The organism is Streptococcus suis (assembly GCF_046032535.1).
Taxonomy (GTDB): domain Bacteria; phylum Bacillota; class Bacilli; order Lactobacillales; family Streptococcaceae; genus Streptococcus; species Streptococcus suis_AK.
The window spans coordinates 45,763-61,834 of record NZ_JARQPL010000002.1 but is presented as its reverse complement, the minus strand read 5'-3'; the positions used below and the strand labels follow the sequence as shown (position 1 = coordinate 61,834).

The 16,072-nt window shown below is 43.6% G+C and carries 16 protein-coding genes and 1 other RNA gene; all 17 read left to right on the top strand.

Annotation, left to right across the window (positions count from 1 at the left end):
- The first annotated feature begins 201 nt into the window (after positions 1-201).
- Positions 202-1,650, top strand: coding sequence for a PTS sugar transporter subunit IIC (locus P7J58_RS01185; protein WP_408555437.1), 1,449 nt, complete (start codon positions 202-204; stop codon positions 1,648-1,650).
- A gap of 85 nt (positions 1,651-1,735) precedes the next feature.
- The gene (locus P7J58_RS01180; RefSeq protein WP_002939872.1) at positions 1,736-2,014 is read left to right on the top strand and encodes a PTS sugar transporter subunit IIB; all 279 of its coding nucleotides are present in this window, start codon (positions 1,736-1,738) and stop codon (positions 2,012-2,014) included.
- Between the two features lie 54 nt (positions 2,015-2,068).
- Positions 2,069-2,554 (top strand): PTS sugar transporter subunit IIA, encoded by a 486-nt coding sequence (locus P7J58_RS01175; RefSeq protein WP_408555438.1) that lies wholly within the window; start codon positions 2,069-2,071, stop codon positions 2,552-2,554.
- A gap of 118 nt (positions 2,555-2,672) precedes the next feature.
- On the top strand, positions 2,673-3,338 hold the full coding sequence (locus P7J58_RS01170) for a 3-keto-L-gulonate-6-phosphate decarboxylase UlaD (RefSeq protein ID WP_408555439.1): 666 nt from the start codon (positions 2,673-2,675) through the stop codon (positions 3,336-3,338).
- Positions 3,339-3,343: 5 nt separating this feature from the next.
- On the top strand, positions 3,344-4,207 hold the full coding sequence (locus tag P7J58_RS01165) for an L-ribulose-5-phosphate 3-epimerase (RefSeq protein WP_408555440.1): 864 nt from the start codon (positions 3,344-3,346) through the stop codon (positions 4,205-4,207).
- The gene (locus P7J58_RS01160) at positions 4,207-4,923 is read left to right on the top strand and encodes an L-ribulose-5-phosphate 4-epimerase (RefSeq protein WP_002939883.1); all 717 of its coding nucleotides are present in this window, start codon (positions 4,207-4,209) and stop codon (positions 4,921-4,923) included. The genes P7J58_RS01165 and P7J58_RS01160 overlap by 1 nt, the downstream gene beginning before the upstream one ends.
- Positions 4,924-5,006: 83 nt before the next feature.
- On the top strand, positions 5,007-5,624 hold the full coding sequence (locus P7J58_RS01155) for a phosphate-starvation-inducible PsiE family protein (RefSeq protein ID WP_408555441.1): 618 nt from the start codon (positions 5,007-5,009) through the stop codon (positions 5,622-5,624).
- Positions 5,625-5,714: 90 nt separating this feature from the next.
- Positions 5,715-7,403, top strand: coding sequence for a BglG family transcription antiterminator (locus P7J58_RS01150; protein ID WP_408555443.1), 1,689 nt, complete (start codon positions 5,715-5,717; stop codon positions 7,401-7,403).
- A 124-nt stretch (positions 7,404-7,527) separates the two neighbouring features.
- Positions 7,528-8,619: an L-ascorbate 6-phosphate lactonase gene (ulaG, locus tag P7J58_RS01145; protein WP_002938500.1), complete on the top strand. Its 1,092-nt coding sequence runs from the start codon at positions 7,528-7,530 to the stop codon at positions 8,617-8,619.
- Between the two features lie 211 nt (positions 8,620-8,830).
- Positions 8,831-10,801, top strand: a complete 1,971-nt coding sequence (gene tkt, locus P7J58_RS01140; protein ID WP_408555445.1) for a transketolase — start codon at positions 8,831-8,833, stop codon at positions 10,799-10,801.
- Positions 10,802-10,852: 51 nt separating this feature from the next.
- Positions 10,853-11,374 (top strand): tRNA adenosine(34) deaminase TadA, encoded by a 522-nt coding sequence (gene tadA, locus P7J58_RS01135; protein WP_408555446.1) that lies wholly within the window; start codon positions 10,853-10,855, stop codon positions 11,372-11,374.
- A 42-nt stretch (positions 11,375-11,416) separates the two neighbouring features.
- Positions 11,417-11,506, top strand: an RNA gene (gene ffs, locus P7J58_RS01130) — signal recognition particle sRNA small type.
- A 194-nt stretch (positions 11,507-11,700) separates the two neighbouring features.
- Positions 11,701-12,243: a hypothetical protein gene (locus P7J58_RS01125; protein WP_408555448.1), complete on the top strand. Its 543-nt coding sequence runs from the start codon at positions 11,701-11,703 to the stop codon at positions 12,241-12,243.
- Positions 12,244-12,324: 81 nt separating this feature from the next.
- Positions 12,325-13,674 carry a glucose-6-phosphate isomerase gene (locus P7J58_RS01120; RefSeq protein WP_408555450.1) on the top strand — a complete coding sequence of 450 codons (1,350 nt, stop codon included), beginning with the start codon at positions 12,325-12,327 and terminating at the stop codon, positions 13,672-13,674.
- A 219-nt stretch (positions 13,675-13,893) separates the two neighbouring features.
- The gene (locus P7J58_RS01115) at positions 13,894-14,634 is read left to right on the top strand and encodes a metallophosphoesterase family protein (RefSeq protein ID WP_408555452.1); all 741 of its coding nucleotides are present in this window, start codon (positions 13,894-13,896) and stop codon (positions 14,632-14,634) included.
- 100 nt (positions 14,635-14,734) lie between these two features.
- Complete coding sequence (locus P7J58_RS01110; protein WP_029188859.1) at positions 14,735-15,259, top strand: hypothetical protein; 525 nt, start codon at positions 14,735-14,737, stop codon at positions 15,257-15,259.
- Between the two features lie 107 nt (positions 15,260-15,366).
- A complete protein-coding gene (gene dapD / locus P7J58_RS01105; RefSeq protein WP_029188860.1) occupies positions 15,367-16,065 on the top strand; it encodes a 2,3,4,5-tetrahydropyridine-2,6-dicarboxylate N-acetyltransferase in 699 nt (232 codons plus the stop codon).
- Positions 16,066-16,072: the final 7 nt, after the last annotated feature.

Below are 16,072 nucleotides of genomic sequence, written 5' to 3'. Positions count from 1 at the left end.
CTATGGTTCTTGACCTCTTTTTTATTTTGTGGGCAGAAACCAAATCGTCTTTTAAAATTTACGATTTAGAAGTAGTCAATAGAAACTTTGGTAAATAGTCCAAGAGTGAACACAAGCCTGTGCTTTATTTGGTCTTTTTGTTTCCGCTTACATAACTTATAATAAAACCATAAAAATCATTTCAAAAAAGGAGAATGAAAAATGGATTTCCTTCAAACCCCATTAAACTGGTTCTCACAGAATATCCTGCAGAATCCAGCCTTCTTTGTAGGTCTTTTGGTATTGGTGGGCTATGCCCTCTTAAAGAAAAAGCCTCATGATGTTTTTGCAGGGTTTATCAAAGCGACAGTCGGCTATATGATTTTGAACGTAGCAGCTGGTGGTTTGGTAACGACTTTCCGTCCGATTTTGGCGGCCTTGAACCACAAGTTCCAGATTGACGCGGCAGTTATTGACCCTTACTTCGGTCTTGCAGCGGCAAACGGTAAAATCGCTGAAGAGTTTCCTGATTTTGTATCAGCAGCTACAACAGCCCTCTTGATTGGTTTCGGTGTCAATATCCTCTTGGTGGCACTTCGTAAGGTTACCAAAGTACGTACTCTGTTCATCACTGGACACATTATGGTACAACAAGCGGCAACAGTCTCATTGATGGTGCTCTTCCTTATCCCGGCTCTTCGCAATCAATTTGGTACAGCAGCGATTGGTATCATCTGTGGTATTTACTGGGCAGTCAGCTCAAATATGACAGTTGAAGCAACGCAACGATTGACAGGTGGCGGTGGATTTGCCATCGGTCACCAACAACAATTCGCTATCTGGTTTGTCGATAAGATTGCACCAAAACTTGGTAAAAAAGAAGAAAACTTGGATAACTTGAAGCTACCTAGCTTCCTCAACATCTTCCACGATACAGTTGTTGCTTCAGCGACATTGATGCTTGTGTTCTTCGGTGTGATTTTGTTCATCTTGGGTCCAGAAATCATGGCAAACCCAGAAGTGATCACTTCTGGCACTCCATACAACCCAGCTAAACAAGCATTCTTTATGTATGTGATTCAAACAGCCTTCACCTTCTCAGTATATCTTTTCATTTTGATGCAAGGTGTCCGCATGTTCGTGGCAGAATTGACAAATGCCTTCCAAGGTATCTCAAGCAAATTGCTTCCAGGTTCATTCCCAGCGGTGGACGTTGCAGCTTCTTACGGCTTTGGTTCATCTAACGCAGTTCTTTCAGGTTTTGCCTTTGGTTTAATCGGTCAGTTGATTACAATCGTTCTCTTGATTGTTTTCAAGAGTCCAATCCTTATCATCACTGGTTTCGTACCTGTATTCTTCGATAACGCAGCTATCGCAGTGTACGCTGACAAACGTGGTGGTTGGAAAGCAGCAGCCATCCTTTCCTTCATCTCAGGTGTCCTTCAAGTTGCTCTTGGTGCAGTCTGCGTTGGTTTGCTTGAATTGAGCGGTGGTTACCACGGAAACATCGACTTCGAAATCCCATGGTTGCCATTCGGTTATGCCTTTAAATACCTCGGTGTTGCTGGTTATGTTCTTGTTTGCTTATTCTTATTGGCTATTCCGCAACTTCAATTTGCAAAAGCAAAAGATAAGGAAGCTTACTATCGCGGTGAGGCACAAGCGGACTAGCATCGTCATCCAGTTTATCTTTTATTACTTGGTTCATTAAGAAAAACAACAAAATATATTTTATAAAAAACAAGGAGAAAATAAGATGGTTAAAGTTTTAACAGCCTGTGGAAACGGCATGGGTTCATCTATGGTCATCAAGATGAAGGTAGAAAACGCCCTTCGTCAACTTGGTGTAACAGATTTCCAATCTGCTTCTTGCTCAGTAGGTGAAGCAAAAGGTTTAGCGGCGGGATATGATATCGTAGTTGCTTCAAATCACTTGATTGCTGAATTGGAAGGTCGCACGAAAGGTCACTTGGTTGGTCTTGACAACCTCATGGACGACAATGAAATTAAGACAAAACTAAGTCAAGTATTGTAATGAATAGGGGACGGGATTTCTTCTCATCCCCTTTCACATAGAGAGGAAGACAATATGAATTTACAAAAATCATTTACGGAAAATAATTCCATTCGCTTGGGATTGACGGCGGAAACCTGGCAGGAGGCTGTTCACAAGGCTGTTGAACCGCTGATTGACAGCGGTGCTGCAACAGAAGAATACTACGATGCCATCATCGCTTCGACGGAAGAATATGGTCCCTACTATGTGCTCATGCCAGGCATGGCTATGCCTCATGCTCAAGCTGGTGTCGGTGTCTTGAAGGATTCTTTTGCTTTGATAACTTTGACAAAGCCAGTAGCCTTTTCAGACGGTAAGGAAGTTTCCGTTCTGTTGACCTTGGCTGCGACAGATCCAAAGATTCACACATCAGTAGCTATTCCACAGATTATTGCCCTCTTTGAATTGGAAAATTCCATTGAGCGTCTGGTAGCTTGTCAGACACCAGAAGAGGTTTTGGCAATGGTTGAAGAGTCTAAAAATAGCCCATACTTAGAAGGCTTAGACTTGGAAAGCTAATCTGACGACAAGAAATTGACATAGACAAAAATGAAAGGAATTGAAGTAGAGTAGCAAGGTCTGACAGTCTGGAGACACTAGACTGTTCAGTCTTCTATTCCTTCTTGGTAATAGTATTATGACAAAACATATCCCAAATCTACAGGTTGCATTGGATCATTCAGATTTGCAAGGAGCGATTAAGGCTGCTGTGTCTGTTGGTCATGAAGTGGATGTTATCGAGGCAGGTACCGTTTGTTTGCTTCAAGTTGGTAGCGAATTGGTAGAAGTGCTACGTAGCCTTTTCCCAGACAAAATTATCGTTGCAGATACCAAGTGTGCGGATGCGGGTGGTACTGTGGCTAAAAACAATGCTATTCGTGGTGCGGACTGGATGACTTGTATCTGTTCAGCAACTATTCCAACTATGGAAGCGGCTTTGAAGGCTATCAAGGAAGTTCGTGGCGACAAGGGTGAAATCCAAATCGAACTCTATGGTGACTGGACTTATGAACAGGCTCAGCTTTGGTTGGACGCAGGTATTTCCCAAGCGATTTATCACCAATCTCGTGACGCCCTTCTTGCTGGCGAAACTTGGGGCGAAAAAGACCTCAATAAAGTGAAAAAATTGGTTGACATGGGCTTCCGTGTTTCTGTAACAGGTGGTTTGGACGTTGATACCCTTAAACTCTTCGAGGGTGTAGATGTTTTCACCTTTATCGCAGGTCGCGGTATCACAGAAGCAGCAGACCCAGCAGCTGCAGCACGTGAATTTAAAGACGAAATCCGTCGTATCTGGGGGTAAGGCCCATGGCACGACTAATCGGAATATATGAAAAGGCAACGCCCAAGCATTTCACATGGAAGGAGCGTTTGGAGTTTGCCAAAGAATTAGGTTTCGACTTTGTGGAAATGTCGGTGGATGAGAGCGATGCACGTTTGGCTCGTTTGGAGTGGACCAAGGAAGAGCGTTTGGAGCTGGTCAAGGCCATCTATGAAACAGGTGTCCGTATTCCGACCATTTGCTTCTCTGGTCACCGTCGCTACCCGCTAGGTTCCAATGACCCTGCTCTTGAAGCTAAGTCCCTAGAAACCATGAAACAGTGTATCGAACTGGCTCAGGATTTGGGCGTTCGGGTCATCCAGTTGGCTGGCTATGACGTCTACTATGAGGAAAAATCACCTGAAACCAGAGAGCGTTTTATAAAAAATCTCCGTAAGGCCTGCGACTGGGCTGAACAAGCTCAGGTCATGTTGGCTATTGAGATTATGGATGATCCATTTATCAACTCCATTGAAAAATACCTAGCTGTTGAGAAAGAAATCGATTCGCCTTATCTCTTTGTTTATCCAGATACGGGCAATGTCTCTGCTTGGCACAATGACATTTACAGCGAATTTTACTTGGGTCACCGATCTATTGCCGCCCTTCACCTGAAAGATACCTATGCGGTAACGGAAACTTCTAAAGGTCAATTCCGTGATGTCCCATTTGGTCAGGGCGGTGTGGATTGGGACAATATGTTTGCAGTATTGAAAAAGACCAATTACCAAGGTCCATTCTTGATTGAGATGTGGTCTGAAAACTGCGAAACGGTTGAGGAAACACGAGCTGCTATCAAGGAAGCACAAGATTTCCTCTATCCATTGATTGAGAAAGCGGGGTTGAACTAATGCCAAAAGATTTACAGGAAATGCGCCAACGGGTTTATGAAGCCAATATCGCCCTACCTGCTCATGGACTTGTCAAATTCACCTGGGGAAATGTATCAGAAGTCTGCCGTGAACTTGGTCGCATTGTTATCAAGCCTTCTGGTGTGGATTATGAAAAATTGTCACCAGAAAACATGGTCGTTACGGACTTAGACGGAAATGTAGTGGAAGGAGACCTGAATCCTTCGTCTGATTTGGCGACCCACGTTGCCCTCTACAAGGCTTGGCCAAACGTACATGCGGTTGTCCATACGCATTCGACAGAAGCAGTGGGCTGGGCTCAGGCTGGTCGCGACATTCCATTTTATGGAACAACGCACGCAGACTATTTCTACGGTCCGGTACCATGTGCCCGTTCTTTGACGGCTGAGGAAGTGAATTCTGCCTATGAAAAAGAAACAGGCTCAGTCATCATTGAGGAATTTGAGCGTCGTGGCATTGACCCAGTTGCTGTTCCGGGTATTGTTGTCCGCAACCACGGGCCATTTACTTGGGGCAAGGATCCTGCTCAGGCGGTTTACCATAGTGTTGTACTTGAAGAAGTTGCTCGGATGAACCGCTATACTGAACAAATCAATCCACGGGTGGAACCAGCACCAAGCTACATCATGGACAAGCACTATCTCCGTAAGCACGGTCCAAATGCCTACTACGGACAAAAAGGTGATGAACATTAAGTTCTTGTGTGAAAAAAAAGTAGGGAAAAGTAGCAGACTCCCCAAAAAGGAGAACTGCTTTTTCTCTTTTGATGAGGAGAACGATGAGAAAATTTTTACAAGACAGTCTGACAGAGATTGCCTACTATCTGGAATTGATTTTATCTGCTATTTTAGGACTAGCCCTCTTAGCTCTATCAGGCTTGTTGTTGGCGGATTTACTGGGGTCCTTGACGGGTGGCATTCAAGATGACACCTTTATCCAGAGTTTTTTGAGCAAGGCCATGACCCTGGCAGTCGGGGTCGAGTTTATCAAAATGCTCTGCAAACAATCGCCCAGCACGGTGATTGAGGTACTCTTGGTTGCTATTGCTCGCCAATTGATTGTGGAACATGGTTCCAGTATGGATTACCTGATTGGTATTGTGTCGGTTGCTATCTTATTTGCGGTACGAAAATACCTCTTTACTCAGTTTGATGATTCTAATAATATCATCATGCGGGCCAGTCAAAAGGTCAAGGTTGCCAATATTATTGCCCGGGTAAAAATCCCTAGCGAAGGAACAGAAACCTTGCGTGATTTTGTGACTCGTAAGCTGAAAGAAGAAGAAAAAACCATTGCCATTGGTGCCTGTGTCTATCTGAAAAATGTGGCCTTACGAATTGACAATATGCATGGGGATTTGATTACAAGAGTGGAAATTATAAAAAGCGTCTATTGAATGCTGTAGAGAACTTCGTACGATAAGATAACTGGTAATAGTACTCAGAACATGATACAATGGAAACGGTGACATGAAAAGGAGGACCAGATGTTATTAGATAAGAGTAGCTGTGATTTGTTACACTACCTCATTCGCTTGCAGGAGCCAGCGACGGTAATGGAGATATCACGCGAATTGGGACAATCACGGCGTAAGATTTACTATCATCTCGAGAAAATCAATGCTTCCTTGCCGGCTCATCTAGATATGATTGAAAGTCAGCCTCGGATTGGTCTGCTGCTAACGCCAGAGCAGAAAGAAGCCTGTCAGGTTCTCTTGGAAGGTCTGGATTCCTATAGCTATATTCTCAATATGACTGAGCGGATGCAGTTGATGCTGATCTATATCTGCATTGCACAAGAGCGAGTGACCATTGAAAAACTAATGGAGTTGACAGAGGTTTCCCGCAATACCGTCCTGAATGACTTGAATGAAATCAGGGGCAAGCTAGCTCAGGAACAATACCAGATGACCCTGTATGTATCCAAGGTACATGGCTATGATTTGGACTGCCACCCTCTCAATAAGATTCAGTATATGCACTCCTTGCTCTATAATCTCTACGCCGAGGCCAATGAAGGTTTTATACAGGTATTAGAAGGCAAGGTCGGTGATTTTTCAGGTTGTCAGGAGTTCTTCTCGGACCAACTTTCTCAATTTTTGACCAAACAAGTATCGGTCATTGAGCGGGAACTGGGGAAAAAGATTAATCGATCTGAAATCGAGTTTATGTTGAAAATCTTGCCTTATATCTTGCTCAGCTATCGCAATATGGACTTGACGGCTGAGGATAAGGAGGCAATTGCCCGCGAATTTACCTTGGTCTATGAGCGGATTGAGTATACGGTCGCTCATCATTTTCAACAAGCCTTAGAAACTGCTTTTGATATTGAGCTAGATGATATTGAGGTTTCTTTGATAGCGGTCTTGCTCTTGTCTTATCGGAAGGACCGCGATGCCCATGTGACCAGTCAGGATTTTGTAGAACTTAAAAAAGTAGTTGATAAATTTATTCGTTATTTCGAGATTCATTCTTCCTTTGAGCTTGAGAATAAGGAGGAACTTTCTCATCATCTCTTGGCTCACTGTAAAGCTCTGCTATTTCGCAAAACCTACGGGATTTTATCGCGTAATCCCTTGGCAGAACAGATTCGCTACAAGTACGATACGCTGTTTCGGGTGACGAAAACGGCGGGACATATCTTGGAAGAGGCCTGGCAAATCCAGTTGACAGATGAGGATATTGCATATCTGACGGTGCATTTAGGTGGAGCCCTTCGTCGAAGCAGTAGTCGAAAGCTGACCAGTCCGACTGTCTTTCTTATCTGTGATGAGGGAGTTTCTGTGCAGAAATTGTTGATGAAACAATGCCAGCACCACCTACCTGAAAAAACCATCTCTGCCGTCTTTACAACAGAGCAATTTAAGAGCGTGGAAGACCTGTTGGAGGTGGACTTCTTGATTTCGACCAATGAAGTGACGGATACGGATTTGCCTGTGATACAAGTCCATCCTATTCTGGATTTTGATGATGTCTTGCGTTTGATTCATTTTGCCAAATACCGCAATCTGACAGACAGTCAAAAAGGTTTTGCCATAGAATTGGACAAACTTCTAGCGTCATATGTTGAAAATGGCCAGGAAGCCCTGGAATTGAAACAGCGTTTGCAAAATCTGATTGCCAATGAATTATTGGCAAGCTTAGCTAGTTCCGATTTGGAAACAGATTTGTATTAGCCATCTGCGTGCAAAAGTCCAAATGTGAACACAAGCCTGTGTTTTATTTGGTCTTTTTTTTGTGACCTTTTGCGCATATACTAGAAGCATAGAAACACAATCAGCCTTATAGGAGGAATGAAAAATGGCTAAAGTTCAAGATATTACAAGAGAATCATGGATTCTTTCAACCTTCCCAGAATGGGGAACTTGGCTCAATGAAGAAATTGAAGAAGAAGTAGTGCCAGAAGGCAACTTTGCTATGTGGTGGCTTGGGAACTGCGGTGTCTGGATTAAAACACCAGGTGGTGCGAACGTTGTCATGGACCTCTGGTCATCACGTGGAAAATCCACTAAAAAAGTGAAAGATATGGTTTGGGGACACCAGATGGCTAACATGGCAGGTGTGCGCAAATTGCAACCAAACTTGCGTGTACAACCAATGGTTATCGATCCATTCGCTATCAATGAATTGGACTACTACCTTGTATCGCACGTCCACAGTGACCACATGGACATCAGCACAGCTGCTGCCATCATCAACAATCCAAAGTTGGACCATGTCAAATTTGTAGGACCAGTTGAAAGTGGCGACATCTGGGAAAAATGGGGTGTTCCAGCAGACCGCATCATCCGTATCGCACCAGGTGACAGCTTTGAATTCAAAGACATCAAGGTTCACGCTGTAGAATCCTTCGACCGTACTTGCTTGGTGACACTTCCCATCGAAGGTTATGACGAAAATGGTGGTAAACTAGCAGGACTTCCTGTGACAGATGAACTCATGGCTCGCAAGGCAGTCAACTATGTCTTTGAAACACCTGGCGGAACTATCTACCACGGTGCAGACTCCCACTTCTCAAACTACTTTGCAAAACACGGTCGCGACTTCAACATCGACGTTGCTATCAACAACTACGGTGACAACCCAATCGGTATCCAAGACAAGATGACATCAATCGACCTTCTCCGTATGGCAGAAAACTTGCGTGCTAAGGTAATCATCCCTGTTCACTATGACATCTGGTCTAACTTCATGGCATCAACAGATGAAATCTTGCAGCTCTGGAAAATGCGCAAAGAACGCTTGCAATATGATTTCCATCCATTCATCTGGGAAGTTGGTGGCAAGTATACTTATCCGATGGACAAGGACCGTATTGAATATCACCACCCACGTGGCTTTGATGATTGCTTCTTAGAAGACTCAAATATTCAATTTAAGGCTTTGTTATAAGATTTAGAACTCTCTTGCTCCATAGAGACGAGGAGAGGTACTATAAACTCTGATAAAGTATGAAATGTGCGAATTACTACTGTTCACTCCAAGGGCGGGACGAAAGTTCTGCCTCTTTTCTACGGACAATTTATTTCTCGCTTCATTTCAAACAGACATAGAAAACGCTTTATGGTATAATAAATTCATGACTTTAAAAAAGGAGAAAAACATGTCAAATCTTTCAGTCAATGCGATTCGTTTCCTTGGTATTGATGCCATCGAAAAATCAAAATCAGGTCACCCAGGTGTTGTTATGGGTGCAGCTCCAATGGCTTACAGCCTCTTTACTAAAGAGCTCCGTATCAACCCAGCTCAACCAAACTGGATCAACCGCGACCGCTTTATTTTGTCAGCAGGACACGGTTCTATGTTGCTTTACGGACTGCTCCACCTTTCAGGCTTTGAAGATGTGAGCATGGACGAAATCAAGAACTTCCGTCAGTGGGGTTCAAAAACACCAGGTCACCCAGAATTTGGTCATACAGCAGGTGTTGACGCGACAACTGGTCCTCTTGGACAAGGTATCTCAACTGCGACAGGTTTTGCACAAGCAGAGCGTTTCCTTGCAGCCAAGTACAACCGCGACGGCTTCCCAATCTTCGACCACTATACTTATGTCATCTGTGGCGATGGCGATTTGATGGAAGGTGTTTCTGCAGAAGCGGCTTCTTATGCAGGTCTTCAAAAATTAGAAAAACTAATCGTTCTTTACGATTCAAACGACATCAACTTGGACGGGGAAACAAAAGACTCCTTCACAGAAGATGTACGTGCTCGCTACAACGCCTACGGCTGGCACACAGATTTGGTAACAGACGGTACGGATGTAGATGCCATCTTTGCTGCTATTGAAAAGGCAAAAGCAGCTGGTAAGCCATCTCTTATCGAAATCAAGACTGTTATCGGTCATGGTTCACCAAACAAACAAGGTACAAATGCCGTTCACGGTGCTCCACTTGGTGCAGAAGAAACAGAAGCAACTCGTAAGGCGCTTGATTGGAACTATGGTCCATTTGAAATTCCAGCTGAAGTCTATGCGGACTTCAAAGCTAATGTAGCTGATCGCGGTGCAGCAGCCTACGATGCTTGGGTGAAATTAGTTGAAGACTACAAAGTAGCTCATCCAGAATTAGCAGCTGAAGTAACAGCTATCTTGGAAGGTCGTGACGTAGTTGAAATCAAGCCAGAAGACTTCCCAGTTTACGAAAATGGCTTCTCACAAGCAACTCGTAACTCATCACAAGATGCCCTCAACGCAGCGGCTAAGGTCTTGCCAACCTTCCTCGGTGGTTCAGCTGACTTGGCTCACTCTAACATGACCTATATCAAGGAAGATGGTCTGCAAGATTCAGTAAATCCACTCAACCGCAACATCCAGTTTGGTGTTCGTGAATTTGCCATGGGAACTATCTTGAATGGTATGGCAGCCCACGGCGGACTTCGTGTTTACGGTGGTACCTTCTTCGTCTTCTCAGACTATGTCAAAGCAGCGGTTCGTTTGTCAGCCCTTCAAGGTCTTCCTGTTACTTACGTCTTCACACACGACTCTATCGCAGTTGGTGAAGATGGTCCAACTCACGAGCCAATCGAACACTTGGCAGGACTTCGTGCTATGCCAAACCTCAATGTCTTCCGTCCAGCAGATGCGCGTGAAACACAGGCGGCTTGGTACTTGTCATTGACCAGCAAGTCTACACCATCAGCTCTTGTTCTTACTCGTCAAAACTTGACAGTTGAAGAAGGAACCGACTTTAACAAGGTTGCCAAAGGTGCCTATGTGGTTTACGAAGCAGCAGGTTTTGACACCATCCTTCTTGCATCTGGTTCAGAGGTTAACTTGGCTGTCAAAGCTGCTAAAGAACTAGAAGCTGCTGGTACAAAAGTGCGTGTGGTTTCTGTACCATCAACTGAGCTATTTGATGCCCAAGATGCAACTTATAAGGAAGAAATCCTTCCGAATGCTATCCGTCGTCGTTTGGCGATTGAAATGGGTGCGACTCAAGGCTGGTACAAGTATGTCGGCCTTGACGGTAAAGTTCTCGGTATCGACGCATTTGGTGCATCAGCTCCAGCCCAAACAGTTATTGACAACTATGGCTTCACAGTAGAAAATGTTGTGAAATTGGTTGGTGAATTGTAATAAACAGTGTAGAGACAGCCTTTCGGGGCTGTTTTCTGTTATAATAATTCTATGAACTATACCTTAGAAGAAAAAGAATATTTTATGAAAGAGGCCTTGGTCGAGGCTGAAAAATCGCTGGCAAAAGATGAAATTCCTATCGGCTGTGTCATTGTTAAGGATGGACAGATTATTGGCCGTGGGCATAATGCGCGTGAGGAACTCAATCAAGCCATCATGCATGCCGAAGTCATGGCCATCCAAGAAGCCAATCGAGTGGAAGGGAATTGGCGACTGCTGGATACGACCCTCTTTGTCACAATAGAACCCTGTGTCATGTGTAGTGGTGCTATCGGCTTGGCCCGTATTCCCCAGGTGGTCTATGGGGCTGCCAACCAAAAATTTGGAGCGGCGGGCAGTCTCTATGATATTTTGACAGACCAGCGGCTCAATCACCGTGTGGAGGTTGAAACGGGGATTTTGGAAGAGGCTTGCGCTCAGATTATGCAAGATTTTTTTAGACAGAGAAGAGAAAAGCAAAAAGCTGAGAAAGAAGCTTTGAAGGCGCAAGAGGAAGCCACTTCGGATAGCTAGTTTCTACTCCAAACTTGCACTTTCATCGATTTGTGTTATAATAATAAACGGAGCAACATTCGTGCGTGAAGCGGGTCAGGGGAGGAATCCAGCAGCCCTAAGCGAAGTCGGGTGTGTGCTCTTTTTGCGTACAGTCTAAAAACCCTTTGGAATAAGGGAGCGTTTAGAAATAGGAGACAGCCTTTGTAGGTATTTTTGACTCCGTCTAGGGACTGATTTTTGAAATTTTCTATTGATTGATAGGAAAAAAAGAGTAAAATAGATTTCCACTTAAGAAAACTTTTTGTTAGCTCTGCTATTCTACTGGGGAATAAGGAGGAAGGACTATGTTTTTATTTGCTTTTCCAGGTATGGGTAAGACTACCCTCGCTAAGAAACACGCCAATGTAGTGGATTTAGAGCTGTCTGACATTAAGTACGATAATAGGAGCGTCAGCCATTTGACCAAGGAAGAACGGAAATCTACTCCTCGGCCTATTAAAGACAAGGATTATAAAAATATCTATGTAGACAAAGCCTATGCCTTGCATGAGGAGGGTAAGACTGTCCTTGTTGCAATGAATTTCCTACTGAGAATGTTATTGGTAATGCTTGTCCGTGGAGCTGTCCCGTTCCATATCTACATTCCGCATCCTCGTCTGAAACCGGAGTACAGGCAGCGCTACATTCAACGTGGAAATAATGGTAAGTTTATTTTTGAAGTCATGATCATTTGGTATCCAACCCTTCTGCCTCTTTATCTACTGTGTAAGGTATGTCCTAGCTTTATCAGTGTTACCCAGTCAGGCGAGTATTTAGAAGACTATTATACAAGTGCGGCTTACAAACAATTTTCAGAAAATAACATTCGAGCGAACTCTGTTTCATGAAAATAAATGAAAATTGATAAATCCCTTGAAAAAAACATGATAAAGCGTTATCATATTATGGTACATAAATGGAGGAATGACATGACACATATTACATTTGACTATTCAAAAGTCTTGGGCCAATTCGTTGGAGCTCAAGAAGTAGAATACATGCAACCACAAGTGACCCTAGCTGACCAAATGCTCCGTCAAGGAACTGGTCCTGGTAACGACTTTATCGGCTGGTTGGATTTGCCAGAAAACTACGACAAAGAAGAATTTGCTCGTATCAAGGAAGCTGCAGCTAAAATCCAAAAGGAAAGTGAAGTTTTGGTAGTTATCGGTATCGGTGGTTCTTACCTCGGTGCTAAGGCAGCTATTGATTTCTTGAGCAATGCCTTTGTAAACTTGCAAACACGTGAAGAGCGCAAAGCTCCACAAATCCTTTACGCTGGAAACTCTATCTCATCAAGCTACCTTGCTGACTTGGTGGACTATGTGGCAGATAAGGATTTCTCAGTTAACGTGATTTCTAAATCAGGTACAACAACTGAGCCTGCTATTGCCTTCCGTGTCTTCAAAGAATTGCTTGTGAAGAAATACGGTCAAGAAGAAGCTAACAAGCGTATCTATGCAACAACTGACAAGGCAAAAGGTGCTGTTAAGGTTGAAGCGGACGCAAATGGTTGGGAAACCTTTGTTGTTCCAGATGATGTTGGTGGCCGTTTCTCAGTCTTGACTGCAGTTGGTCTTTTGCCAATCGCAGCAGCTGGTGCAGACATTGATGCCCTTATGGAAGGTGCAAATGCTGCTCGCAAGACCTACACATCAGATAAAATTGCTGAAAACCAAGCATACCAATATGCAGCTGTTCGCAACATCCTTTACAGAAAAGGTTATGTAACAGAAATTTTGGCTAACTATGAGCCATCACTGCAATACTTCAGTGAGTGGTGGAAACAATTGGCAGGTGAGTCAGAAGGTAAAGATCAAAAAGGTATCAACCCAACATCTGCTAACTTCTCAACAGACTTGCACTCTCTTGGACAATTCATCCAAGAAGGAAACCGCAACATCTTTGAGACAGTGGTTCGTGTTGACAAACCAAGAAAAAATATCTTGATTCCTGAAATGGCAGAAGACCTTGACGGTCTTGGCTACTTGCAAGGAAAAGACGTTGACTTTGTAAACAAAAAGGCAACGGACGGCGTACTTCTTGCCCACACAGACGGTGGTGTACCAAACATGTTTGTGACCCTTCCACAACAAGATGAGTTCACACTTGGTTACACCTTCTACTTCTTCGAGTTGGCGATTGCTATCTCTGGTTACCTCAATGCGATCAACCCATTTGACCAACCAGGTGTAGAAGCCTACAAGAAAAATATGTTCGCTCTTCTTGGCAAGCCAGGATTTGAAGAACTCGGTGCAGAATTGAACGCACGTTTGTAAGAAAATCAAACTTCAATCCCGCCTATCAGAGTTCGTGTTTCATACTCCCAATCTGGCCTAACGACTGTTGCGAACAGAGTTCGCTTCATTTCCAACCTCAAAAGGTTCACTGAACCTTTTGAGCTGTGCGGGGGTGTGAGAACGAACTCTTTTCTATGTCTTGAGTTCTATCACACTCCCAGTTTTTCTTTCCTTTGGAAATGTGGTAGAATAGACTCTATGAAAAAAGAATTTTTTGTAGTAGGAGATGTTCATGGTAAATTTGAACTCCTACTCGATATTTTAAAGAAATGGAATGAAGAGCGGCAACAACTGATTTTTCTAGGCGATTTGATTGATCGTGGAGAAAATTCAAAGGCCTGCCTTGAGTTGGTGCGACAGTTGGTCCGTGAAAAAGGTGCTATCTGTTTAACTGGTAATCATGAACGGATGTTTCTAGCTTGGTTACGCGATCCAGTTGATCGCTACGACCACTATCGGAGAAATGGTGGAGATACGACCATCAATTCCCTACTGGGGCGTCCCTTGGATGCACCGGTAGATGGTCTGGTGGATGCCAATGCAGTGATGGAACAATATGAGGACCTGATTGATTTTGTCAAATCTTGCCCCTATCATATAGAGACTGAGCACTATATCTTCGTCCATGCAGGGGTTGATTTGACCTTACCAGATTGGCGTGAAACCAATAATCATGATAAGGTTTGGTTACGCACCCCTTTCCATGAGGCCGAAAATACCACAGGGAAGATGATTGTCTTTGGGCATACTCCTGTTTATAACCTTTATCAAACAAAACTCCGCATTAGCCAAATCTGGACCAGTTCAGATGGGAAAATGGGGATTGACGGTGGAGCTGTTTACGGCGGAGTTTTACATGGGATTGTACTGGATGCCACAGGTTTAGTTCAAGATTATATCGTTGGAGCTGTCAATCCAAGAAAAGAAATTGAAGATTAGATAATGATTAAAAATTAGGAGGTAAAACTTCTAATTTTTTTACTTTTCTACTTGACAACCGATATATATAATGGAATTGTAAAATTTTTTGGAGGATTATATGAAAAAAATTACATTCCTAGCACTAACTGCTTTATCGGTGCTAACCCTTGCTGCATGTTCAACTACAGAACCAAGTAAAAAAGAAACTACCGATACCTCTAGTAGTGTTGCACAGTCAAGCTCTGAACAAGCATCCGATACAAGCTATAAGGTGGGAGATACCATTGTCTTTAAAGATGTAGCGGAAATTACAATTACGAATATTGCATGGACTGACGAACGGAATACAGTAAGCGATATTGTAGCTAATAAAGTACTTTTGGTAACTTATAATGTGACAAACTTGACTGATGAAGATTACGTTGTCGGTGAAGATATGGACCTATATATCAACAACAAAGTGACAGAAAGTTATCCAGTTGGTACCATTCTCGAAACAATCGCACCTGGTCGAAGTATTGAGGGAGCTACGACTGCTTTTGCAGTTAATGAGGAAGGGACTGCTGAGTTAGAGGTTGAACCAGGCTTCCAGTTTAGTACAGACATAAAACCAGCTATTGTAAAATTCGATTTACCACAATAACTTTAGGAGGCTAACTTAGCCTCTTTTTCATTTTTTTGCATTTCTTCCCAAATTTTCTGAAAATTTTGATATAATAGAAAAAATATTATTTTTAGATTGGAAACATTATGACTGCACAAAAAATGACTGCACAAGAAATCATTGCTTTTATCGGCAATGCTGTGAAGAAGACAACTGTTAAAGTGACCTTTGAAGGTGAATTGGTTGGGCCTGTTCCTGCTGAGGTGACAAAGCTTGGCAATGTCCTCTTCGGTGACTGGAAGGATGTTGAGCCACTCTTAGCAAACTTGACTGAGAATGTGGATTATGTGGTGGAGCAAGACGGCCGCAATTCGGCTGTGCCTTTGCTGGACAAGCGTAATATCAATGCCCGTATCGAGCCAGGTGCTATTATTCGTGACCAAGTGACCATCGGTGATAATGCCGTTATCATGATGGGTGCGGTCATCAACATTGGTGCGGAAATCGGTCCAGGTACCATGATTGACATGGGTGCGATTTTGGGCGGTCGTGCGACGGTTGGTAAAAACAGCCACATCGGTGCAGGTGCAGTCCTTGCAGGTGTCATCGAGCCAGCTTCTGCCGAGCCAGTTCGTGTCGGCGACAACGTTTTGGTCGGTGCCAATGCTGTTGTTATCGAGGGCGTGCAAATCGGTAGCGGTTCTGTTGTGGCCGCAGGTGCTATTGTGACCCAAGATGTTCCTGAAAATGTTGTGGTGGCAGGTGTGCCAGCTCGCATCATCAAGGAAATCGACGCTCAAACCCAACAAAAAACAGCCTTGGAAGAGGCTTTGCGGACACTCTAAGAGGTAG

Bases quoted from the DNA above. Each gene is read 5' to 3' on its own strand.
- tkt (WP_408555445.1), top strand. From the start codon at position 8,831: ATGTCAAATCTTTCAGTCAATGCGATTCGTTTCCTTGGTATTGATGCC.
- P7J58_RS01180 (WP_002939872.1), top strand. From the start codon at position 1,736: ATGGTTAAAGTTTTAACAGCCTGTGGAAACGGCATGGGTTCATCTATG.
- P7J58_RS01110 (WP_029188859.1), top strand. From the start codon at position 14,735: ATGAAAAAAATTACATTCCTAGCACTAACTGCTTTATCGGTGCTAACC.
- P7J58_RS01160 (WP_002939883.1), top strand. From the start codon at position 4,207: ATGCCAAAAGATTTACAGGAAATGCGCCAACGGGTTTATGAAGCCAAT.
- P7J58_RS01120 (WP_408555450.1), top strand. From the start codon at position 12,325: ATGACACATATTACATTTGACTATTCAAAAGTCTTGGGCCAATTCGTT.
- P7J58_RS01155 (WP_408555441.1), top strand. From the start codon at position 5,007: ATGAGAAAATTTTTACAAGACAGTCTGACAGAGATTGCCTACTATCTG.
- P7J58_RS01170 (WP_408555439.1), top strand. From the start codon at position 2,673: ATGACAAAACATATCCCAAATCTACAGGTTGCATTGGATCATTCAGAT.
- ulaG (WP_002938500.1), top strand. From the start codon at position 7,528: ATGGCTAAAGTTCAAGATATTACAAGAGAATCATGGATTCTTTCAACC.
- P7J58_RS01175 (WP_408555438.1), top strand. From the start codon at position 2,069: ATGAATTTACAAAAATCATTTACGGAAAATAATTCCATTCGCTTGGGA.
- P7J58_RS01165 (WP_408555440.1), top strand. From the start codon at position 3,344: ATGGCACGACTAATCGGAATATATGAAAAGGCAACGCCCAAGCATTTC.
- P7J58_RS01185 (WP_408555437.1), top strand. From the start codon at position 202: ATGGATTTCCTTCAAACCCCATTAAACTGGTTCTCACAGAATATCCTG.
- P7J58_RS01125 (WP_408555448.1), top strand. From the start codon at position 11,701: ATGTTTTTATTTGCTTTTCCAGGTATGGGTAAGACTACCCTCGCTAAG.
- P7J58_RS01150 (WP_408555443.1), top strand. From the start codon at position 5,715: ATGTTATTAGATAAGAGTAGCTGTGATTTGTTACACTACCTCATTCGC.
- P7J58_RS01115 (WP_408555452.1), top strand. From the start codon at position 13,894: ATGAAAAAAGAATTTTTTGTAGTAGGAGATGTTCATGGTAAATTTGAA.
- tadA (WP_408555446.1), top strand. From the start codon at position 10,853: ATGAACTATACCTTAGAAGAAAAAGAATATTTTATGAAAGAGGCCTTG.
- dapD (WP_029188860.1), top strand. From the start codon at position 15,367: ATGACTGCACAAAAAATGACTGCACAAGAAATCATTGCTTTTATCGGC.